This window comes from Arsenicicoccus cauae, assembly GCF_009707125.1.
Lineage (GTDB): Bacteria > Actinomycetota > Actinomycetes > Actinomycetales > Dermatophilaceae > Arsenicicoccus > Arsenicicoccus cauae.
On the sequence record NZ_WLVL01000028.1, the window covers coordinates 110411 to 133215 of the forward strand.

The following is a 22805-nucleotide window of genomic DNA, read 5'->3' on the forward strand; positions in this document are numbered from 1 at the left end:
GGTCTTCCAGATGGTGAGCGTCAGAACTTCCATCTTCGGAAGACCTCGACGCCTACCCGTGGACCGACGCGCCCCACCCCGCCGCTCAGGACCGACCTCCACCCACACCCTCATCTTGGAAGAGCCTCTTTAGCAACCCTCCACACTCTGTCTACGATGTCGCCGACTTGTGGAATATTGCGACTGTCATTAGCCAACTTCTCAATATCTATCAAAGAACCCCCACTTACGACTCCATCACTCGAAATGACTCCGTCGATCCACGACTGGAGATAGTTCGCGGCAACTCCCGCCTCAGAGTCAATGTCTATTTGTGTCCCATTGGGCCATAGTTGACTTACCTCGCAATATAGCTCCTCAATAGCAGCTATCTCTCGCAATGAAAGGCGATAAAGCACTTTTCCTGACTCCTTCTATGCGTGATCATCACCAGAAACTCTTCCACCTATTGTCAATCCTTATCCCCCCGGGCGAACCTCGGTGCTTGCCGTTTGACCCCCTTCGCAGGGCGTGTGCTGCCTTTGCGTAGCCGGATGGTCCACCATGATTTCGCCCGTGCTTAGCATAGTGGTACGCAAACGACCGATATGCGCCATGCTTGCCAGAGAACGACCCACGATGAAATGTCGAGTTCACCAGCCTGGACGTTGACTTGCTGCGCGTAGCGTACAGCGAGGCTCGAGCTATTCTTGCTCTATTCACAACGGTCGCCGCTCGACCTGCCGCCACCACTGTTTGAGCGGTACGCACGGCCGCATAAACGCGGTAGGCTCGATAACCCCAAGCCGCCACGCTGACCCCTGGAACAAACATGAGTGCCGTTGTGGCAATCTCCATTTTGTGATTGCCAGCCCACGAAAGTGCAGATCGCGCACCCGACTTTACTGAATTCCACGCATTTCCCCAATTGATGCCCCAGCGGCCGTCGAGGTCGTAGCCGTTGATGGGGTCGAGGGGGTAGGTGTAGGCGGTGGGGTTGCCTCCGGGTTCGGGGTCGAGGCTGGTGAAGAGGCCTCGGGTGGGGTTGTAGTAGCGGTCGCCCATGAGGGTCAGGCCGGCGGTGGCGGGGGTGGTGGAGCGTTGTTTGGCTCCGAGCCATCCGTAGCCGGCGGGTCCGGCGATGGCGCGGGTGGTGGTGGGGTCGCGGGGTGCACCGTATTCGGTGTAGTCGCTCCACCCGTTGATGCTGGTGGCTGCGGTGGTGGAGGGCTGGTCGGCGCCGATGGTGATGGTGGTGGCGACGTCGCCGTGCAGGGTGGCCAGGCTGATCTGCATGGACCCGTCTTGGTCGAGCTGGGCGCCGAGGTCACCGGCGAGGGATTCGGCGTACCGGGTGATCGCGGGGGTGCCGCCGTCGGGGGTGGTCGCGATCCAGGCCGGGTTGTCGGTCCCGTCGGTGTAGTGCCGCACGACCGTGGAGGACCCGAGCGCTGGGTCGGTGCTGGTGGTGCGCCCGGTGAGGCGGCGCCCGGCGACGTCGAGGGTGAACGTGGTGTCCGTGGATCCTTGCTTCACCCGTTGGGGTAGGTCGGTGTCGTAGTACGCCAGGGTCAGGTCGCCCTTGCCGGGGTCGGGCGCGTCGCTGGCGGGGACGGTCGTCTGGCGGCCGAGCGGGTCGTAGGTGTAGGTGCCGGTGTAGCCGGCACTGTTCGTGGCGCGGTCGGCGGTGTCGTACTCGTACCACGACGCGGTGTTGCTGGTCGGGGTGCTGGTGCAGCTGCCGTCGGTGTGGGTCTGGCTGGTGTGCCCGGTGCGGTTGCCGTTGCGTCCGGTGGTGCCTTCGTACCCGTACCAGCGGACCGTGCATGGCACAGCTGGGGACGCGTCACTGGTCGGGGTCACCGTGGTCCCGGTCGTGGTCGCGGTGCGGTCCCGCACGGTGTCCAGGCGGCCGGCGTTGTCGTACCAGTAGGCCCGGTCGTACCCGATCGCGTCGCCGGGCTTGGTGACCTCGGTCGGGGTGGTGGTGGTGCCGGCCTTCCCGTCGAACGCCGCGCCCTGCCCGGTCCAGTCACGCACCACGCGCCCGGTGGGGTCGTTGGCCTGGGTCCAGGCCATCCACACGCCCGTGGTCGGGGCGCCGGGCGTGTACACCGGGTTCCCGTCCGCGTCCGTGGACGTGGTGTACGGCGTGACCTGTCCGGAGTAGGACATCCCGACCGGTTCACCGGCCTCGTCGAAGGTGACGTCCTGGGTCAGGCCGCCCGGCAGGGACTGCCGGTACATCTTCGCGTCCGTGTCGTACGCGCCCGCGAACGTGACATCGCCCTTCCCAGCAGACCGGGAGATCACCACCCGGGTGGTCAGGCCGCGTCGTTCGGTCTTGCCGGCCAGGTCGGTCCCGTCGTACCCGTAGGACGTGACGCCCTTGCCGTCGGTGACCGTCGCAACGCGTCCGGCGGTGTCATAGGTGGTGGTGGTCTGGTCGCCCAGCTGGTTGGTGTTGCTGGCCTGCCGCCCCCACGAGTCCAGGACGGTGGTCTGGCTCGGGCCGGTCGCGGCGCCGTTCGCGTCGAGCTCGATCGTCCCGGTCACGGCCCCGGTGGCGGGGTCGTACACGGTCTTCACACCGGGCCGCGCCACGGACGAGGACAGGCCTGCCACACTGGTGCTGGTCGTGTCGGTGCGCCCGTCCAGCAGGTGCGTCGTGGTGGTGGTGCGGGTCACCGCGCCGCTGGTCTCGACGGTCTCGGCGGGCGCGAGCTGGTAGGTGTACCTGGTGGTTCGCTCGTCCGGCAGAGTCTGCCCGGCGGGTTGGGCGGCCTTGCGGGTGGCGCACACCAGCCCGGCCCACGCCGGCTTGCTCCCGCAGGCGGCGTCGGCGCCGGTCTGCGCCGCGACCGTGTAGTAGCTGGTGAGGGTGGTGCCGGCGCCGCCACCGGTGTCGGCCTCGCTGGGTTGGCGGGTCTCGACGGTGCGGCCCTGCTCGTTGTGGAAGGTGCGGGTGGTGATGTCGCCCGCACCCGGGCTCCCGTCGAGGTTCATATCCGCGGTCGAGCTCGTCGCCGCCCCGAGGGTCCAGCCGCTGGTCGCGTCATCGCCCGGTGTCTTGGGCTCGTACCCGGTGAACGTCCGAGAGGTGGTCTCGACCTCGCTGGCCATGCCCGTGTCCGACGCGGTCACCGTCACCGTGGTCGCGAGCCCGTACCCGGTACTCGTCTTCGGGTTCACCCCATTGTTGGGGGCGCCCTGGTCGTAGAGGGTCTTGGTGTGCGGGCGCACGATCTGCCAGGTCCCGTCCCGCAACGTCGCGGTCCGCTGCGGACCCCACACGTCCGTGACGAACGACCCGGCCGGCGCCTTCGCCGGCACCCCGACCGGGGGCGTCGTGGTCGCGGTGGTGTCCGGGTTGTAGGCGGTGACCGTCCCCAGCGCGGACGCGTCGTACACCTGCCCGTCGGCGAAGGTCACCCCCTCGGTCGCGGTCAGGGCGCGGGCGACCGCGTCGGCGTCCAGAGCCAGGACCACGTTGCCCTGCTCGTTGTACCGCGTGTACGTGGCCAGCCACGCCCCCGCACCATACGAGGCGGTGTTGGTCGTGTAGCCCTGCGCGTCGGTGTAGGACAGGTCCGCGTAGGTCCACCCGTCCTGGCCGGGGTTGGTGATGTCACCGGTGTAGTCCGGCCCGAACACCGCCGCCGCGTAGGTCGGCGCGCTGGCCTGACCCCACCGGCGGGTCCGGTCGCTGCTCATGTCGGGCATCCCGGCCGCGCCCTGGATGCCATACCTGACCCGCGTCAACGCTGTGGCCCCGCCCCCGGAAGGGTTGGGTCGCGACACGCTCGCCAGCTTCAACCGGGCGTCCTCGGTGCTGTACGCGAGCTGGAAGGGAGCCTGCCCGGCCGGCGTGACGCTGGTGATCTCGTTCTGCGACCCGTACCCATAGCTCGTGCCCAACCCCGAACGAGGATCAGTGACCTTCGTCAACCGCTTGCTCGCGTCGTAGGTGTAACAGGCGACCGGCACCGAGGCCATCGACCCGGCCGCAGCCGTGCTGGTGGTCCCGTCGCAGGCCTTCACCGTCAAGGCATCCGGGGTGGAGATCTCCATCGACACCGACCCGACCTGCCCGGCCGGGGCGCCGTTGACGCCATACACGACGCGCAGGGCCCTGCAGCCCGGCTTCAACCCCGCCACGCTGCCGTTGTCCGGGCAGTCCGCCGCGGTCATCCCCGCCGGGACCGGCGCCAGGATCCGGGTCACCAGCCCCGCAGCGCTGCGCGTGTACGTCGTGGTGCCCGACCCGGGCTCGGTCACGCTCGTGGGCGCGAACACGCCCGCCGCACCGGTCGCCGGGGCCGTGGTCGCGGTGAACGTCGTGGTGGTCCCGTCGTCCTCGGTCAGCGTGAACGCCTTGCTGGTCTCGTTCCACGCCAGGGTCGTGCCCTCCAGGCGGGTGTCCTCGTCCGCGGCCACCCACGCCTTGGTGGTCATGGCCGCCGTCGTGCGGCGCAGCCCGTCGATCGGGCGGTACACCAACGACGTGCCATCCCCGTCCTGGAAGACCATCGACCCGTCCACGTGAGTGGAATCGATCGGGGTCATCCCCGCCAGGCCCGCGTCAGAGCCGTCCAGACCCGCCGTCCAGCCCGGCCCGAACACCCCCGCTGCCGGGGTGACGGACGCGGTCGTGCTGTTCGCGTACGTCGCGTGCGAGCGGGACAGGGACAGGTCCCCGGTGTACCCCGGCACCGACACGTCCGTGACGGACTGGTTGAACTCCCCCGTGAACAACGCGACCTGCCCCGGCCCGGCGCTGCTGGTCGGGAACCCGCCACCGAACGCGTGCGGCACCCGCGAGATCGTCACCGGCGACGCCGACCACGTGCACTGCGTGCCCGTCGAGTACGTGAAGCACACCTGCACGTCCAGCAGCACCGGGGTCCGGTCGTTCAACCCGACCTCGGGGGTCTGGGCCTTGTCGACGTCCGCGGTCATCGCGTCCCACGACGCGGCATAGGTGACCGCGGTCGTCGCCGACCCCGTCCCCGTCAACGACACCGCCGACACGCCCGTCGCGTCGTTCCACTTCCCGGTCTCCGAGGTGCCATACCCCGACACCCGCCACTGCACCTTCCCGGTCACCGACGACGCGGCGCCCTTCGGCGGGCCGTTCGCGGCGATCCGGATCGCGCCGGTCGTGGTCGCCGCGACCTGCACCCCCGCCGACGGCGCAACCGGAGCGGTCAGCGACGCGTTCCCCCACCCCAGGCTGTGCGTCTTGTGCGCGCTGGTCTTGCCCGTGATCGACGCGGTCCACGCCTCGACCGAGTGCCCACCCGTGCTAGCGGGCACCGTGACCGTGGTCTTCGCGGCGTTCGGGTCGCTGGACGGGGTGATCGCGACCCGCTGCTCCGCGCCACCATCCAGCCGGTAGTGGATGTACGCCGGGCTGCTGGTCCCGGTCCCGGCCGCGGTGATCGTGCACGTCACCGGCCCCGCCGGCGCGGCATCGGTCCACGCCCCCGACGTCGCGTACGGCGCCGGGCAGGACACCACCGGGACGGCTGGTGTCACCGCCGCCGTCCGGAAGGTCGCCCACGGCGACCAGGCGCCGTTCCACAACCCCTGATCGTCCTGCACCGCGACCCGCGCGTAGAACACGCTGTTGTCCGCCAACGCCCCCACCGAGCACTTCGCCGCCTGCCCCGACGCGGCACCGACCTGACACGACGTCAACGGCGCCTGGTTGTACCCCGCGCTGCTCGAAGCATGGATCTCGACCTTCAGGTTCACGTTGTTGCCATCCGGGTCCGTCGCCACCATCTGGAACTCCGGCGTCAGGTCCGAGGTGTACACCAGCGAGCTCGACCACGACGGCGCCTTGTACGTCACCGCCGGGAAGGGCATCCCCGCCATCGCCGCCGCGTTCGGCTTCCGGTTGTACGTCACGCTCAGGTACGGCGCCGTCGCCGTCTCGGCCGACGCGAACTTCTTCCACGCATACGCGTCGCCCTCGTCCGTGGCCCGCACACCCATCGTGTTGTAGTCATTGCCGTTCCCCGCCCACGCCGCCGCCAGGCTCGTGACGTTCTGCGTCACCCACCCCTCCGCGCACGACGACGAGTACCCCTTCGTGGCCGTCGACGACGCCCACCGCTGATACCAGCCCGGCTGGCTCGTCCACACCGTCGACGCGGTGACACCACCGGTGTCCCACACCTCCCACGACCGCGGGTTGCACGACCACGCATGCGTCTCATACATCCCCAACGTCGCCGACTTGACCTGCAGACCCTTCAACGACGCCATCGGGAACATCAGATACATGCGCGCGACGTTGCCCGCACCGTTGTTGCCCATCTTCAGCTCGGTCGCCGACGCCTGCCCCGACCCCAACCCGGACTGCACGAACGTGTCCAGATTCGGCTTGATCGCCGCCAACGACGCATACGTCGGATCCACCGTGATCGGGAACACCCGCCCCGGATCGCTGGCCCACGCCTTGTCCACCGCGATCATCAAGGTCGCCTGCCCCGGGCTGGCCTGCTCGACCGTCAACCTCACCGCGCCCCGGCTCGCCGGGTCCCCCGTGCGCTCATCCCTCTTCGCGTCCCACGCCACCGGTGCCTCGAACCGCGACACCACCTTGCCCTTGCTGTCCACGAAGTCCACGCCACCATCCGCGGACGGCTTCGCCGTCAACCCCCGCGTCCGCAACGGCACCGACCACGACAACCCCGACACGGGGTTCACCGCAGACTTGTCCTTGACCACATAGAACGACTCGAAACCACTACGCAACGCGTCCACCCGGTAATCCACCCCAGCAGCCACGTCCGGCCACGTCGCCGACGCCCCCGACAACACCGGCTTGCCCCGCTTGCCCGTCCACCCCAGCACCACCTGACGACCCGCCCCATGATCCACCGACGTCCCCGCACCATCGACCCGCACCCCCACCACCGGACGCTTCGGCGCCACCACCCCACCCGGCCCCTCGGCCATGGTCAAGTCCACATCCACCCACTTACCCTCAGCATCTTTGACGCTGGACTGCCCCGCCGACGCCGTCGTCGTGAACGTCCCATCCGGATTCACCCACGTCCGCGAGAACTCATCCCGCTCCGACGCCACCTCCACCCGAACCCCCTGCGCCCGCGCAGCAACCCGCGCCGACACCACATCCCCCGCCACCTCCACCCGAGACGCCGCAGACTTCCCCGGCGCAGCAGCACCCACCGGTGAACCCTCAGGCACCGTGAACCGCCCTAGGTTCTCTGCCGCTCGCATACGGGCTGCGGCTCGGTCTTGAGGGCAGCGTAGTGGGCGCTCTCGTACTCGGCTGGGGTCGTCATGCCCAGGCTGCTGTGCAGTCGTCGGTTGTTGTACCAGTCGACCCAGCCAGCAGTGGCGTACTCGACGTCGGCGAGGGTCTTGTAGGGCCCGGCGTGGAAGACGTTCGTGCGGATGCACTCGGTCTTGTACAAGCCGATCACGCACTCCATCAGGGCGTTGTCGTAGGCATCGGCGACCGACCCGATCGAGGGCTGGATCCCTTCCTCGGCGAGGTGGTCGGTGAACGCGATCGAGGTGTACTGGCTGCCGGCGTCCGCGTGACCGATCAGTTCCCCGGGCACCACGGGTCGTCCCTCGCGGTGTCGTTGCCACAGCGCGATCCTGAGCGGGACGTCGACCAGCTCGACCGTCTTGGTGCTCGCGGCGTTCCAGGCCACGATCTTCTGGGCGTACACGTCGAGGATGAACGCGACGTACGCGAACCCGGCCCAGGTCCGCACGTAGGTGAAATCCATGACCCAGGTGCGGTTCGGGGCCTCTGCGGTGAAGTTCCGGTCGAGCAGGTCCCCAGCGCGCCGGCCGTCCTTGGCCGGGACCGTGGTCCGCACACCTCGTCCGCGCCGAACACCCTGCAGGCCAAGGGTTCTCATCGCCCGATCGACGCTGCCGCGGGAGGCGTCAGGGGCCGATCTGCGCACCAGAGCAGTCATCTTCCGCCGCCCGTAGAGACCCTCCGGGGTCAACCGGCGCACACCGGCGTGGTCGATGGCCCACGCCGCGGCGCGGACCACGTCGATCACGCTGGCGTCGCTGACCGTGCGGGCAGCCGGGGACGCCGTGCGCCAGGCGCGGTATGTCCTCGCGGCGACCTGGCAGCCCTGCTCGCGCAGGACCCGACAGACCGACTCGACCGCGTGGCCCTCGGCGCGCATGGTGTCGATGAAACCCATGATCATCGGTTGCGGGGGTCGAGTTCCCCCACGAAGAAAGACGTCGCCGCTTTCAGGATTGCTACGTCCTCACGCAGGCGACGGTTCTCTGCCTTGAGCCGGCGGATCTCCTCCAGCTCGCTGGTGGTGACCCCCTCACGGGTCCCGGCATCCACATCGGCCTGCGCGACCCACCGGCGCAAGCTCTCCTTGCCTACCCCGACCTGCCTAGCCACCGCCTGCACCGCGGCCGTCGTCGTCGGGTACTCCGCCCGGTGCTCCAGCACCAGACGCACCGCTCGAGCCTTCAGCTCGGGATCAATCACCTTCGGCATGTGCTCATCCTCCTGGACTCAAACAGGAGCGGCATCAAACCTGGGACGGTTCACCGCCACCGCCGACCCATCCGCCACCACCAACGACACCACCGCCACCACAGCAGCAACCACGACCCGACGAGACGACAGACCCCACAACGACATGGGAACCCTCCGACGTACAACCCTCAACCCAGAGTCACGGGAGACCACCACAACGGGGGCCTACCCGAAGTGAACCTGGCACCCTCCTGATAAGGCACGCCTAACGTCGGGATATTCACCCAAACGGAGCAACAACTGTCTGCGCGTAGATGCCACCAGCCGCGAGTTGCCGCTCGACGCGGCCGGGTGCGTTTCGTGATGGAGCGCGCGGGCGAGCGCTCACGCGGCTTGTCGTGGTGTGGCACATGACGACCCATGTGAGCAGGCACGCGGGTCACGCCTCCCCCTTCGGCGACGAGCCCGAGGACCCCGTCACTCAGTCTCGTCGCTGAACCGGCCAGCCGGCCTGCCAGCACGGCACGAGCATGGCCGTCGGTCGGTGCACTTCCACGTCCCCCGACGATGGGGAGATTCGGTGCTGCCATAGCGACACGGAACCTCCCCACCGATGGGGCGCCGCGCGCAGCCGAGCGTCGCCGACTGCTCACCGGCCGGTCACCGCCTGATCACCTGCCGATCCCCCTAGGGGAGGTCACACGGGGTTACCGTTCGATCACTCCCCCGCGACGCCGCCGTCGCACCCGTCCCAGCCCAGGAGCACCCACCATGCGCATCCACCTGCGCGCCGTCAGCCGCATCAGCGCCGTCGCCCTGCTCGCCGCCACCGCCACCGCCACCGCCGGGCCGGTCGTGGCCCAGGCCGTCGACCAGGCCAGCCCCGTCGTGATCTCGGAGGTCTTCGGCGGGGGCGGCAACACCGGCGCCCCCTACCGCAACGACTTCGTGGAGCTCTACAACTCCTCGGACCAGTCGGTCAGCCTCGACGGGTGGTCGGTGCAGTACGCCTCCGCCACCGGCACCTCCTGGCAGCGCACGGCCCTGACCGGCACCATCGCCGCGCGCAGCACGTATGTGGTGGCCGAGGCCCCGGGTGCCAACACCGCCGCCGCCCCCCTGCCGCGCACCGACGTCCAGGGCACCATCGCGATGTCCGGCACCGCGGGCCGGATCGCCCTCGTCAGCACCGCCACGGCCCTCGCCTGCGGAGCGGACTGCGACGCTGCCCCCGGCGTCGTGGACTACGTCGGCTGGGGCTCGGCGACGGACTACGTCGTGGCCGCCGCCCCCGCCACGACCAACGCCACCTCCATCTCGCGCGCGCTCCCCGCGCCGGCGAGCGGCTGGGACAACAGCAAGGACTACACGTCCGGCGCGCCGACCCCCGCCGAGGTCACCGTCGGCACCGGCCCCACCGACCCGACGCCCACGCCGACCCCCACCCCCACCCCGACGCCGACCCCGGGCAGCACGACCATCCAGGACATCCAGGGCCCCGGCTTCATCTCCCCGCTCAAGGGCCAGGCGGTCACCAACGTCCCCGGCGTCGTCACGGGCGTGCGCGCCGCGGGCCGCACCAAGGGATTCTGGATCCAGCAGCCCACCAAGGACCCGGCCAAGGCCAACGCCTCCACCGGCGTCTTCGTCTACACCGCCTCGGCGCCCATCACCGTCAAGGAGGGCGACGCGGTCCTCGTCAGCGGGCAGGTCACCGACTACTACCCCCTGTCCAGCGGCGAGACGGTCGCCACCACCCCCAACCTGTCGATGACCGAGATCACCCAGCCGGTCGTCAACGTCCTCTCCAGGGGCAACGCCCTCCCCCAGGCCCTCACCCTGCCGGCGGACCTGCCCGACACCTACGCCCCGAAGCCCCCGACCGGCAACGTCGAGGACCTCACCCTGGACCCCCGGCGCTCCGCCATCGAGTGGTACGAGTCCCACGAGGGGGAGCTCGTCACCGTCGGCGACGCCCGCGTCGTCGGCCCCGGTCAGCCGCAGTACGGCGAGATCTACGTGCAGACCAAGCCGGACGAGCTGCGCACCCCGCGCGGCGGCACCTACATCGCGGACTACGACCGCACCCCCACGGGACGCATGCTCGTCATGCCGGTCGACGGCAAGGTCCCCGCCGCCAACGTCGGCGACGTCCTCACCGGCGCGACGACCGGCCCGGTCGACTGGTCCACGTATGGCGGCTACACCATCGCCGCGACCCGTCTCGGCACCCACACCGACAACGGCCTGCAGCGCACCGTCGTGGCCCCCGCCGCCGACGACCAGCTCACCGTCGCGACCTTCAACGTCGAGAACCTCAAGCCCACCGACACCGACGCCAAGTACGCCGCGCTCGGTCAGGCCGTCGTCACCAACCTGCGGTCCCCCGACGTCATCACGGTGGAGGAGATCCAGGACGACAGCGGTGCCACCAACGACGGCACCACCTCCTCCGACACCACCGAGGCCAAGCTGATCGCGGCGATCCGGGCGGCGGGCGGTCCGGCATACAAGGCCGCGGTCATCGACCCCGAGGACGGTCGCGACGGCGGGCAGCCCGGCGGCAACATCCGCGTGGGCCTGCTCTACAACCCCGAGCGGGTGACTTTCGTCGAGCGCACCGGCGGGACGGCCACCAGCGCCACGACCGTCACCAAGGACACGACCCCCGGTCTCGAGGACACCCCGGCCCTGTCGGCCAGCCCCGGTCGCGTGGACCCGACCAACCCGGCGTGGAACGCCTCCCGCAAGCCGCTGGCCGGCGAGTTCGTCTACCGCGGTCGCAAGGTTATCGTCGTGGCCAACCACTTCAACTCCAAGGGGGGTGACGACTCGGCCGACGGTCGCTTCCAGCCGCCCAACCGCGCCTCGGAGGTGCAGCGGACCCAGCAGGCGCAGTCGCTGCGGGCGTTCGTCGAGCAGGTCAAGGCCGTGGACCCGCAGGCCAACGTCGTGCTCGGCGGCGACTTCAACGACTACCAGTTCTCGGCGCCGATGCGGACGCTCACGGCCGACGGGGCGCTGCTGCACGACACCATGTGGACGCTGCCCGAGAACGAGCGCTACTCCTACATCTTCAACGGGATCAGCCAGACCCTCGACCACGTCCTCGTCTCGGCCAACCTCAAGGACTCGACGTCCGTGCAGGTCGCGCACATCAACGCCGAGTTCGCGGTGCAGACCTCCGACCATGACCCGCAGGTCGCCCGGGTGCGCCCCGCGCTGCACCTCTACCAGCCCGGCACGGTCACGCTGGACGAGACCGTCCGCAAGCCCGGCCAGAAGGTCACCCTGACCCTGGCCGGCTGGAAGCCCGGGGACGTCGTCACGGTGCGCTGGGGCGACCGGGTCGTCGGCACGGTCACCGTCGACGCCACCGGCGCCGGCACGCTGCGCTGGACCGTGCCCACCAGCACGGCGGTCGGCGCGCACACGCTGACGCTGACCGGTCGCCAGACCTACCCCGCGAGCGTGACCCTGACGGTCCGGCCCAAGAACGGACCCGCTCGCTGAGCGGCCCACCATGCCGTATGCCGCGCGCCCGGTCCCTCGCGAGGGGGCCGGGCGCGCGGCATACGGACAGGGCGGTCGTCCCCCTCGGAGCCGGCCCACCAGGGAGGAGCACCCTCAGCGCAGGTACTTCTCCACGGCGCGCGAGGTCGCGCCGACGAGCCCACCCACGAGCCCGCCGATGAGCAGCAGCGAGCCGATGCCGAGGACGAGGCCGACGGGGTTGGACAGCACGCCGACCCCCCACGACACGAGCAGCACACCCATCACCACGACGGCCGACAGCCCGGACAGGACCAGCAGGGTCAGGCCGTAGGGGGCGTTGGACACGCGCGCCTCCCGGGTCCGCTGCCACCCGAGCCCGCGGACCTGCGTGCGGTAGTCCCGCAGCATCCGGCGCTGCTGGGGGCGACCGGCGACCAGGGCCGCGACGCCGACCCCGACGCCCGTCCACAGCGCCACGAGCGCGATCGCGGCGACGACGTCACCGGGTCGGTTCATCCGCACGACGACGACCCCGAGGGCGGCCCAGCTCGCCCACAGCGTGGCGAAGAAGGTGACCCACAGGCGGATCGTCATCGGCGTCACCAGCACGATGGCGATGGCGATGGAGCAGGACGCGACGGCGTGACCGCTCGGCGAGGAGTTGAGCGGGCCGAGGTGGTCGAGCCCGTAGTCGGGCCGGTGCACGAGGTGGGTGCGGGTGAGGTAGGCCATGAGGTTGGCGCCGACCACTACGACGAGGGCGCCCAGGGCCAGGTCGAACCTGCGGCGCCAGGCCGCGAGCACCACGCAGACGGCGAACGCGGCGGCGAGGGCGCGCACCTCGACCGCCGCGAGGACCGTGCCGAGGTGCTGGTGGCGGAAGGTCTCGGTGATGGCGATCGAGCCGAAGGCCCGGGTGTCGAGCCGCTGCCCCCAGGGGGCGTAGACGTTCCACGCGACGGTGACGAGCAGGACGAGGAGTCCGGCGGCGGCCACGGCGAGCGCCCAGCGACGCGCGTGCCCGTGCAGCTGGGCCACGGGCGGCGCGGGGGGCGCGGTCTCGGTCGACGACATACGACCATCTTGCCTTGGCACCAAAAAACACGACGTATGCCGGGACAAAAGCCACCCCGCCACGTCGCCCGAGTGACGCGCTCGTTAGGGTTGATTACATGCCCGACGCCCCCACGCCCTCCGTCCCCGAGGGCTCCGTCCCCGAGGGCTCCGTCCCCGCCCACGCCGTCGTCGTCGGCGCGGGGGTGACCGGTCTGCTCGCCGCACGCCGACTGGCCCAGGCCGGGGCAAGGGTCACCGTGCTCGAGGCCGGCGACCGGATCGGGGGGCAGGTCCGCACCGTGGACTTCGCCGGGCGGCGCTGCGAGCTGGGGGCCGAGGCGGTCCACCTCGCCTCCCCCGCCGTCACGGCCCTCGTGCGCGAGCTCGGTCTCGAGGACTCGATGATCCGCTCCAACCCCGGCGCCACCTGGCTCGCGACCCGCAAGGGCCTGCGCCGCCTCCCGCAGGGTGTGGGCCCCACCGGACCGACCCAGCTGATGCCCGTGGTCCGCTCCGGGATCGTCTCGGCCCCCGGGCTGGCCCGCGCCGCCCTCGAGCCGCTCGTCGCGCGTCGCCACCGTGTCGAGGGTGACATGTCGGTGGGGCGCTTCGTGCGCGAGCGGTTCGGCGACGAGATCGCCGACTCATTCGTCGACCCCATGCTCGGCGGGCTGCACTCGGGCGACATCGACCAGCTGTCGCTGCAGGCGGCGTCGCCCATGCTCGCGGCGGTCGCGCGAGACGGACGCTCGCTCACCCTGTCGGTGCGCACGCGCAAGGCCGGGCCGAGCGTGGCGCCGTCGATGTTCGCGACCTGGCCCCAAGGACTCTCCGCCCTCACCGATCACCTCCTCGACGGCGTGGACGTCGACGTGCGCCTGGCCTCACCCGTCACCTCCCTGCGCCGGACCGAGCAGGGGTCGTATGCCGCGACCACCGCCTCCGGCGAGGACCACCACGCCGACGCCGTGGTCCTCGCGGTCAACGCCGCCGTCGCCGCCCGTGTCCTGGCCGACGCCTCCCCCGACGCCGCCGCACCGCTCGCCCGCGTGCGGTCCGCGTCGCTGGCCTCGGTGCTCGTGGCGCTACCCGCCGCCGAGGCGGGACGGTGCCGCCCCATCGCCGACGGCACCGGCATCATGATCCCGAGCCGGCTCGGGCTGCGCCTCAAGGCGGCGACCTTCCTGTCCGCCAAGTGGCCCCAGCTGTCCGGCGGCGACACCACGCTCGTGCGCCTGTCCGCCGGCCGCGACGGCTCGACGATCGTCGACGACCACACCGACCCCGAGCTGATCGAGCTGCTGCTCGCCGACCTGCGCGAGCTCACCGGCCTGGACGCGCAGCCCGTCGAGACGCGGCTGCACCGCTGGCTCGACACGGCACCCCAGCTCGTCGTCGGGCACCAGCAGCGGCTGGCCACGGCCCGCGCCGCCCTGGCCCGTGACCTGCCGGGCGTCGTCGTCGCCGGCGCCTCCCACGACGGCGCGGGCATCAGCGGCTGCGTCACCTCCGCCCTGCAGGCGGTCACCACCCTCACCGAGAGGCCCCTGCGATGAGCTCCCCCGGTCCCGACCTCGCCAAGGCCGTCCGCCACCAGCGGCACGACGTCGCGGACAAGCCCTTCATCACGATCTGGGAGGTCACCCGGGCCTGCCAGCTCGCGTGCCTGCACTGCCGCGCCGACGCGATCACCCGCCGCGACCCCCTCGAGCTGACCCTCGACGACGGCCGTGCCCTGCTGGAGCAGATCGCGTCCTTCCCCAAGCCCTACCCCCTCGTCGTGCTCACCGGCGGCGACCCCTTCGAGCGCCCTGACCTCGCCGAACTCACGGCATACGGCACCTCCCTCGGCCTGTCCATGGCCCTGTCGCCCTCGGCGACCCCCAACCTGACCACCGCGCGACTGGCCGAGCTGCGCGACGCCGGCGGCAAGGCGGTGTCCCTCTCGCTCGACGGGGCGCAGGCTCCGACGCATGACGCCTTCCGCGGCTTCGAGGGCACCTTCGAGCGGACGCTGGAGTCGGCGCGGATGGTCACCGATGCGGGCTTCCGGCTGCAGATCAACTCGACCGTCACCCGCTCGACGGTGCTGGAGCTGCCGCGGCTGCTCACGACGGTCCTCGACCTCGGCGCCAAGCTGTGGAGCGTGTTCTTCCTCGTCCCCACCGGGCGCGGGCAGCAGCTGCAGACCCTCACGGCCGACGAGGTCGAGGACGTGCTGCACTGGCTCGTCGACGTCTCTCGCTTCATCGCCATCAAGACCACCGAGGCGCCGCACTACCGCCGCGTCGTGCTGCAGCGCCTCGCGGCCGAGCGGGACGGCGCGGACCTCGGGGCGCGGGGCGAGGTCTACCGCCAGCTCACGCTCGCCACGGCCGAGTTGCTCGGCGACCGCGAGGTGCGCGAGCGCCCCGCCCGGCCACCGATCGACGTCAACTCCGGTCGCGGCTTCGTGTTCATCGACCACCAGGGGTGGGTCTACCCGTCGGGCTTCCTCCCCCACCGCGCCGGCAACGTCCGCGAGACCCCCCTGCCGCAGATCTATCGCGAGTCGCCGATCATGCGGTCGCTGCGGACCCCGCAGCAGTTCGTCGGCAAGTGCGGGGTGTGCGAGTTCCGCGAGGTGTGCGGCGGGTCGCGCTCCCACGCGTATGCCGTCACCGGGGACCCGCTCGCCTCCGACCCCACGTGCGCCTACCTGCCCGCGTCGGTCTCGCCCGACGGGCCGCTGCTCTCCGAGGCGCCCGCGGCAGCCCGGATGCGCGCGCACGCCCACTGAGCCGTCGCTCCCGACTCGTCTCGGCGCCGGTCGCAGGCGACGACACGCGGGCGCAATGAGGGGACTGGTTCAGGATTCACCCACAATGAGCGGGTGCCGCACCGAACTCCCCCCTTCGTCCTGGCCCTCGGGCTCGCCGCCGCCGGGCTGAGCGGGTGCGGCGGGTCCGGCGCTGCCACCCCCTCGACGGTGACGGTCACGGCCCCCGCCGTCACCCACACCGTCATCGCCCCGACCGACGACGAGCGGCCCGCCGGTAGCCCGTCCTCGACCAGCGCGTCGCCCACCACCGCTGCATCGTCCACCTCCACCCCGGCGGCGGAGGGCGTCACCGAGGCGGGCTTCGACGCGGCCGCGGGTGCCTACCTCAAGGGCCGCAAGGGCCACGTCGGCATCGTCGCGGTGGACCTCAGCGACGGCCGCCAGGTGCAGCACAACCCGGGTCAGCGGTGCGAGACGGCCAGCATGGTCAAGCTCGACGTGCTGCTCACCCTGCTGCTGCAGCGCCAGGACGCAGGCCAGGAGCTGAGCGGCTCCGACCGCGCACTGACCTCCTCGATGATCGTCTACAGCGACAACAACGCCACCACCACGCTGTGGGGACGCGTCGGGCAGCACGAGGGCGTGCGGGCCGCCAACAAGAGGTTCGGGATGACCGAGACCGAGCCAGGCACGGCCTACCGCTGGGGCCTGACCACGACCACGGCCGCCGACCAGGTCCGCCTGCTGCGCAACCTCGTCCGCACCGACGGACCGCTCAACCAGGCCAGCCGGGACTATGCGCTCGACCTGCTCGGACGCGTCTCGGAGGAGCAGGACTGGGGCATCTCGGCGGCCAACCCGCACGAGGAGGCCCAGCTCAAGAACGGCTGGCTCCCCCGCTCCGACGGCTGGGTCGTGACCTCGGCCGGGCGCGTGCAGACCGCGGCCGGGCACGAGCTGCTGATGGCCGCCGTCAGCTGCGAGGTCAGCACCCAGCAGCACGGGATCGAGACGATCGAGCACCTCTCCGAGATGGCCGCGTCCGCTCTCGACCGCTGACCGGGGGCGCCGCCCACCCGCGCCCTCACCTCACCTCGCCCTCACTCTCGTTGCGAGGAGGCAAATGGGCGGTTGACCAGCACGAACAACCCCCATTTCGTCGCCCCTCAACGCCCGGGGTGGGTGCGCGCCCGGGGTCACTCCCACTCGATGGTGCCCGGCGGCTTGCTCGTGATGTCGAGCACCACCCGGTTGACCTCGCTCACCTCGTTGGTGATGCGGTTGCTGATCGTGGCGAGGACGTCATACGGCACGCGCGACCAGTCGGCGGTCATGGCGTCCTCCGAGGACACGGGTCGCAGCACGATCGGGTGGCCGTAGGTGCGGCCGTCCCCCTGCACACCCACCGAGCGCACGTCGGCGAGCAGCACGACGGGGCACTGCCAGATCTCGCGGTCGAGGCCGGCCTCGGACAGCTCCTCGCGGGCGATGGCGTCGGCGCGGCGCAGGATCTCCAGGCGCTCGGCCGTCACCTCTCCGATGATGCGGATGCCCAGCCCCGGCCCCGGGAAGGGCTGGCGCCACACGATGGCCTCGGGCACGCCCAGCTCGAGGCCCACCTGGCGCACCTCGTCCTTGAACAGCGTGCGCAGCGGCTCGACGAGCGCGAACTGCAGGTCGTCGGGCAGACCGCCGACGTTGTGGTGGGACTTGATGTTGGCCGCGCCCTCGCCGCCGCCGGACTCGACGACGTCGGGATAGAGAGTGCCCTGCACCAGCCACTTGACGGGGTGCTCCTCGTCGCCGCGGTCCTCGACCACGTCACGCGCCGCCTGCTCGAACGCCCGGATGAACTCGCGACCGATGATCTTGCGCTTGGTCTCGGGGTCGGTGACGCCCGCCAGCGCGGTCAGGAACTGCTCCCGCGCGTCGTAGACGATCAGGTCCACCCCGGTCGCCTCGACGAACTCCCGCTCCACCTGCTCCCGCTCGCCCTCGCGCAGCAGGCCGTGGTCGACGTGCACGCAGGTGAGCTGGTCGCCGACGGCCTTCTGCACGATCGCCGCGGCGACCGCCGAGTCGACCCCGCCCGACAGGGCGCAGAGCACGCGGTCCTCGCCGACCTGCTCGCGCACCGCGGCGACGAGCTCGTCCGCCACGTTGTCCGGGGTCCAGTCGGTGTCGATGCCAGCCCCCCTGACCAGGAAGTTCTCCAGCACGCGTTGACCGAAGGTCGAGTGCAGCACCTCCGGGTGCCACTGCACGCCGTAGAGCCGCCGCTCGTCGTCCTCGAACGCCGCCACGGGGGCGCCCGACGTCGCCGCCGTCACCCGCATGCCGTCGGGGGCCTCGGTCACCGAGTCGCCGTGGCTCATCCACACCGACTGGTCGGCCGGCTGGCCGTTGAACAACGTCGAGGTGGTGTCGCTCACCTGTGCCTGCGTGGCGCCGTACTCGCCGAGGCCGGTGTGGGCCACGGTCCCGCCGAGCGCCTGCACCATCGCCTGGAAGCCGTAGCACATCCCGAACACGGGGATCCCCGCCTCGAGCAGCGCCGGGTCGAGGCGGGGGGCGCCGTCGGCATACACGCTCGAGGGCCCACCGGACAGGATGATCGCCGAGGGCTGCTTGGCGAGCATCTGCTCGGTGGACCAGGTGTGCGGCACGACCTCGGAGTAGGCATCGGCCTCACGCACCCGACGGGCGATGAGCTGGGCGTACTGCGCGCCGAAGTCGACGACGAGAACCGGCTTGGCCTGGAGGGACTCACTCACGCGGCCAGCCTACCGTCGACCTCGTGGGCCACCTTGCGCTCGACCCAGAAGGACAGGAGGGGCACCACGCCGGCGAGCATGACGCCGACCATCTTGCCGAGCGGCCACCGCGCGGCGAACCCGAGGTTGGCCGTGCACGCGAGGTAGATCATGTAGAGGAAGCCGTGCGGCATGGCCCACCAGTCGAGCACGTCGTTCTGGAAGCCGTACTTGAGGATCATCTCGAGCACGAGCAGCAGCAGCCCGACGCCGACGACGAAGGCCATGACCTTGAAGGGCGTGAGCGCCTTGCGGACAGTCTCCGGGTTGTCATAGGGCTGGGGCCGGGTGGTCATCGGTCGGTCTCTCCTCGGGGGCTGGGTCGTCGTTGTCGTCGGTGGGATCAGGTCGTATGCCGGACCGGTGGTCGTCACGCACCATCCGCCACCAGAGGTAGACCGCGAACGCCGCGAAGACCCACCACTGCAGCGCGTAGGCGACGTTGCGCACGTTGAGCTGGGACTCCGGCTGGGGCGGGGGGATGCGCTCGAGGGCGGTGCCTGCGGCGAGGTCCGGGCGTTCGGACCCGGCCAGGACGAAGGCGTTGTAGAGGTCCTGCGGCCACCGGTTGACCAGCACCGCGAGGTCGATGGAGCCGAGCTGGCCGGCGGGCACGGCCGCGTCGGACGGCGACTCGCCCGGCGCCAGGGTCCCGGTCACCGTCACCGTCGAGCGGGGCGCGGCCGGGGCCGCCGCCGGGCTGGCCACGAAGCCCCGCACGACGGCCACACGGGCTCGCGTCCCCTGCTCGTCGAGCGGCGTCACGACCCAGTAGCCGGTGCGCCCCCCGAGCAGTCGCTGCGGCACGAGGAACTGGCCGGACGGGTCGTAGGCGCCCGTCACCTCGACGCGGCGGTTGGACATGACGCCCTCGAACGCCGCGTGCGGCCGGACGATCTCGTGCAGCGGGGCGGCGGGCTGCGCCTGGGCCTCGGCCAGGGCCTTCTTGGCGCCCTGGTCCTTGGAGACGTCGAGCTGCCACAGCCCGAGGCGGGTGAACGCGAGGACGACGAGCACCACGAGAGCGAGCAGCCCCAGCCAGCGGGGCTTGAGCGCGGTGCGGATCACCGTCCTACCCTAGGCGACCCGGCTGGGCGCCCCGTGCACGAGGGTCCTCAGTCGTGGGCGGGCCCGGAGGGCGTCGCCGTCGGCTGCCCGCCCTTGGGCGACGGGGCGGGCGTGCCGCCCTTGGCCTCGTCGAGGACCAGGATCGACCCGCTGTAGCAGGACACCCACACGGCATTGCGCGTCGGCTCGTAGGTCACGCCGATGGGGCTGGGATCGGTGGCCACGACCTGCTGGACGGTGAGGTCGCCGGCCCGGACCTTGGTCATGGCGGCGGCCCCGTAGCTCACGACATACAGCGCTCGTCCGTCGCGGCTCATCGCCATCGACCGCGGCTGGCTCGCGAGGGAGACGGACCTGTCGACCTTGCCGGCGGCGACGTCGACGCGCACGAGGGTGTTGGCATCGTTGTTGGTGACGTAGAGGTGCTTGCCGTCGGCCGACACGACCAGCGCCCGCGGTCCCTTGCCGGGCTTGACCAGAGGCGTGGCGGTCCGCGAGGCCAGGTCCACGCGGTAGACGGTCTCCCCGCCCATCTCGGCGACGTAGGCGGTCGTGCTGTCGGGGCTGATCGCGATGCCGCGCGGGTGGGCGCCGATCTTGACGGTGGCGACCTCCTTGGCCTGCGCCACGTCGACGATCGACAGGGTGCCCGAGCACCAGTTGGTGGCGAGCAGGGTCCGCTGGTCGGGGCTCAGCGCGACGACCTTGGGGACCGCGCCGACCTGGATGACCTGGTCGACCTTGAGGGAGGCCGCGTCGAGGCGATAGACATAGGACCGGTCCACGCCCGAGGTCGCGGTGCAGTCGTCGAAGCCGTTCTTGGTGAACCCCGGGCCGTACATCGAGTAGTTGGACACGTAGGCCTTGGCGCCGTCGCTGGTCCAGGCCGCCTCGACGGGCGCGCCCTTGACGGCGCCCTTGGCGCCCGCGACGCCGAACTGTCCGAGGTCCACCGCGTCGGGGACGGTCGCCCTGAGCTGGCCGTCGGCGCCGTATGCCGTGAGCGTGTGGCGGTACATCATGTTCTGCGCGATCACGACGCCGCCCGGGGACGCGGCCACCGACTTGGGGTTGATGTTGCCCGTGATCGTCTGCCGCCTGACCAGCTGCGTCCCCGACACGTCGTAGGCAGCGCGCTGCGCGGCCAGCGCGGCGGCCGCGGGGTCGTCGCCCCCACCACCGACGAGGGCCCGGCAGGCGAGGACGCCGAGCACGAGCAGCAGCAGGAGCACCAGCGCAGTCACGCCCACGATGCGCCGACGGCGCACGTAGACGGGGTCGCGACGCACGACGAGCTTCACGGGGCGTCCTCCAGCACCAGGTCGGGACTGTCCCAGGTCGGGCGTGTCCCCTGTCCGGCTCAACCTAGCCGGACCAGCCCGCGGTCCCGCGCAGAAACCCCGCGGGCGTCAGCGCCAGCCGGTGAGGCGCAGGGACCGCAGGCCGCTCGTCAGCATGGTCGTCCACAGCGCCTGGTCGACGCCGGCCGGGCCCTGCACGGGGACGAGCCGCTGCACGGCGACGTTCTGCTCCTCGGTGTACTTGCGGATCCCCTCCGCGCCGTGGCGGCGGCCCAGACCCGACTGCTTCATCCCGCCCATGGGCGCACCGACGGCGGTCCACGCCGCGGCGTAGCCGTCGTTGACCCCGACCGTGCCCGCGTCGATGCGGCGCGCCAGCTCCTTGCCGCGTCGCACGTCACGGGTCCACACCGACGCGTTGAGCCCGTAGTCCGTGTCGTTGCACATGGCGATCGCGGCGCGGTCGTCACGGGCGCGGTAGACGCTGACGACGGGCCCGAAGGTCTCGCCGCGGGCGCAGAGCATGTCCTCGGTCACGTCCGTCAGCACCGTGGGCTCGTAGACATAGGGCCCGATGTCGGGGCGGGCGCGTCCGCCGGTCAGGATCGTCGCACCCTTGGCGCGGGCGTCCTCGACGTGCTCCGTCACGGTGGCCAGCTGCTGCGGCCCGGCGAGCGAGCCCATGTCGGCGCCGTAGGCGAGGTCGACCGAGAGCCTCATCTGGCGCACCAGCGCGACGAGTCGGCGGACGAAGTCGTCGGCGATCGCCTCGTGGCAGATGATCCGCTCCGCCGAGATGCACAGCTGACCAGCGCTGCCGAAGGACGCGGTGACGGCGCCACGGGCCGCCCGGTCCAGGTCGGCGTCCGCGGCCACGTAGAGGGGATTCTTGCCACCCAGCTCCAGCGAGCAGCCGACCAGCCGCTCGGCGCAGGTCGCGGCGACCCTGCGTCCCGTCGCAGTCGACCCCGTGAAGCACACGTAGTCGGTCAGCTCCACGACCGCCTGCCCGGCGCTCGGGCCGTCGCCGAGCACGACCAGCAGGACCCCGTCGGGCAGGCCGGCCTCCTCCAGCAGCTGCACGGCGCGCAGGCAGCTGAGGGCCGACCGGTTGTCCGGGCGCAGCACGACCGCGTTGCCGGCCAGCAGCGCAGGGATGGCGTCCGTGATCGACATCGACAGCGGGTAGTTCCACGGCGCGACGACCCCCACCACGCCCTTGGGGCGGCGCGCGGCCCGAGCGGTGGCCAGCAAGGGCAGCCCGCCCTGCGCCGACGTGCCCGCGAGGTAGCCGGGCAGGCGGCGCGCGTAGTGACGGCTCACGATGGCCGTGTCGGCGATCTCCTCGAAGGCGTGGAAACGCGTCTTGCCCGACTCCAGCTGGACGAGGTCGAGCAGCTCGGACTGGTGCTCCAGGACCAGGTCGTGGAAGCGCAGCAGGATGCGGGACCGGTCCCCCAGACGGGTCCGCGCCCAGCGCACCTGCGCCATACGACCGGCACGGACCGCCGCCTCGACGTCGGCCCGCGAGGACTGGGCCACCGTGCCCAGCACCTCCCCCGTCAGCGGCGTCGTCAGCTCGACCGCGGGGACGGTCCCGTCGCTGACCACCCCCCGGCTGACCTGGTCGATCCACGCCTGGTCGACCGTATGCCGGGGCGCCCCACCCACGACGGGGTTGCCGGTGGCGGCGCGGAGGGAGGAGGGCTTCGCGGGCGTCGACAGGCTCATGCGCCGACCGTACTACGCAGTCATGACAGGCCCCCGGGCCGCTGTCGCGCACGTCACTCACCTGGTTGACGGCCCGGGTTTGGCAGGCTGGGGCC

13 protein-coding genes are annotated in these 22805 nt (G+C 71.2%); 5 read left to right on the forward strand and 8 right to left on the reverse strand.

The window, feature by feature from the left end:
• Positions 1–426: 426 nt before the first annotated feature.
• Complete coding sequence (locus GGG17_RS08110; RefSeq protein ID WP_195849169.1) at positions 427–6420, reverse strand: DNRLRE domain-containing protein; 5994 nt, start codon at positions 6418–6420, stop codon at positions 427–429.
• Between GGG17_RS08110 and GGG17_RS08115 the strand changes: the two genes are divergently transcribed.
• A complete protein-coding gene (locus GGG17_RS08115) occupies positions 6407–6721 on the forward strand; it encodes a hypothetical protein (protein WP_195849170.1) in 315 nt (104 codons plus the stop codon). The genes GGG17_RS08110 and GGG17_RS08115 overlap by 14 nt on opposite strands.
• Positions 6722–7211: 490 nt before the next feature.
• On the opposite strand, the gene GGG17_RS08120 is transcribed toward GGG17_RS08115, so the two are convergent.
• Positions 7212–8503, reverse strand: a protein-coding gene (locus tag GGG17_RS08120) for an IS3 family transposase (RefSeq protein ID WP_154593230.1) whose coding sequence is annotated in 2 segments (ribosomal slippage) — positions 7212–8230 and positions 8230–8503 — 1293 coding nt in all. Because the reading frame shifts where the segments join, the coding sequence is not laid out codon by codon here.
• Positions 8504–9256: 753 nt separating this feature from the next.
• Here GGG17_RS08120 and GGG17_RS08125 point away from each other — a divergent pair.
• Entirely contained in the window at positions 9257–11998 is a 2742-nt protein-coding gene (locus GGG17_RS08125) for a DUF8508 domain-containing protein (RefSeq protein WP_154593231.1), read from the forward strand.
• 114 nt (positions 11999–12112) lie between these two features.
• On the opposite strand, the gene GGG17_RS08130 is transcribed toward GGG17_RS08125, so the two are convergent.
• A complete protein-coding gene (locus GGG17_RS08130; protein WP_154593232.1) occupies positions 12113–13054 on the reverse strand; it encodes a phosphatase PAP2 family protein in 942 nt (313 codons plus the stop codon).
• 98 nt (positions 13055–13152) lie between these two features.
• Here GGG17_RS08130 and hemG point away from each other — a divergent pair, with 98 nt between their 5' ends.
• The 3 genes from hemG (at position 13153) to GGG17_RS17150 (ending at position 16856) form a co-directional block, all read left to right on the forward strand.
• Entirely contained in the window at positions 13153–14592 is a 1440-nt protein-coding gene (gene hemG, locus GGG17_RS08135; protein ID WP_154593233.1) for a protoporphyrinogen oxidase, read from the forward strand.
• Positions 14589–15815, forward strand: a complete 1227-nt coding sequence (locus GGG17_RS08140) for a TIGR04053 family radical SAM/SPASM domain-containing protein (RefSeq protein ID WP_154593234.1) — start codon at positions 14589–14591, stop codon at positions 15813–15815. The genes hemG and GGG17_RS08140 overlap by 4 nt, the downstream gene beginning before the upstream one ends.
• 93 nt (positions 15816–15908) lie before the next feature.
• Positions 15909–16856 (forward strand): serine hydrolase, encoded by a 948-nt coding sequence (locus GGG17_RS17150; RefSeq protein WP_154593235.1) that lies wholly within the window; start codon positions 15909–15911, stop codon positions 16854–16856.
• Between the two features lie 137 nt (positions 16857–16993).
• Here the strand turns inward: GGG17_RS17150 and guaA are convergent, their stop codons facing one another.
• From guaA to GGG17_RS08170, 5 genes are all read right to left on the reverse strand, one after another.
• Positions 16994–18571, reverse strand: coding sequence for a glutamine-hydrolyzing GMP synthase (guaA, locus tag GGG17_RS08150; protein WP_311966525.1), 1578 nt, complete (start codon positions 18569–18571; stop codon positions 16994–16996).
• Positions 18568–18906: a DUF3817 domain-containing protein gene (locus GGG17_RS08155; protein WP_154593236.1), complete on the reverse strand. Its 339-nt coding sequence runs from the start codon at positions 18904–18906 to the stop codon at positions 18568–18570. Before GGG17_RS08155 ends, guaA begins: the two co-directional genes overlap by 4 nt.
• Positions 18881–19678 carry an SURF1 family protein gene (locus GGG17_RS08160; RefSeq protein ID WP_311966526.1) on the reverse strand — a complete coding sequence of 266 codons (798 nt, stop codon included), beginning with the start codon at positions 19676–19678 and terminating at the stop codon, positions 18881–18883. Before GGG17_RS08160 ends, GGG17_RS08155 begins: the two co-directional genes overlap by 26 nt.
• A gap of 47 nt (positions 19679–19725) precedes the next feature.
• The gene (locus tag GGG17_RS17155; RefSeq protein ID WP_154593237.1) at positions 19726–20979 is read right to left on the reverse strand and encodes a YncE family protein; all 1254 of its coding nucleotides are present in this window, start codon (positions 20977–20979) and stop codon (positions 19726–19728) included.
• Between the two features lie 108 nt (positions 20980–21087).
• Positions 21088–22710: a succinic semialdehyde dehydrogenase gene (locus GGG17_RS08170; RefSeq protein ID WP_154593238.1), complete on the reverse strand. Its 1623-nt coding sequence runs from the start codon at positions 22708–22710 to the stop codon at positions 21088–21090.
• Between the last annotated feature and the right edge of the window lie 95 nt (positions 22711–22805).

What these genes read in the sequence shown, in the direction of transcription:
- hemG (WP_154593233.1), top strand. Translation starts at nt 13,153, where the DNA reads ATGCCCGACGCCCCCACGCCCTCCGTCCCCGAGGGCTCCGTCCCCGAG.
- GGG17_RS08155 (WP_154593236.1), bottom strand. Translation starts at nt 18,906, where the DNA reads ATGACCACCCGGCCCCAGCCCTATGACAACCCGGAGACTGTCCGCAAG.
- GGG17_RS08125 (WP_154593231.1), top strand. Translation starts at nt 9,257, where the DNA reads ATGCGCATCCACCTGCGCGCCGTCAGCCGCATCAGCGCCGTCGCCCTG.
- GGG17_RS08130 (WP_154593232.1), bottom strand. Translation starts at nt 13,054, where the DNA reads ATGTCGTCGACCGAGACCGCGCCCCCCGCGCCGCCCGTGGCCCAGCTG.
- GGG17_RS08140 (WP_154593234.1), top strand. Translation starts at nt 14,589, where the DNA reads ATGAGCTCCCCCGGTCCCGACCTCGCCAAGGCCGTCCGCCACCAGCGG.
- GGG17_RS08170 (WP_154593238.1), bottom strand. Translation starts at nt 22,710, where the DNA reads ATGAGCCTGTCGACGCCCGCGAAGCCCTCCTCCCTCCGCGCCGCCACC.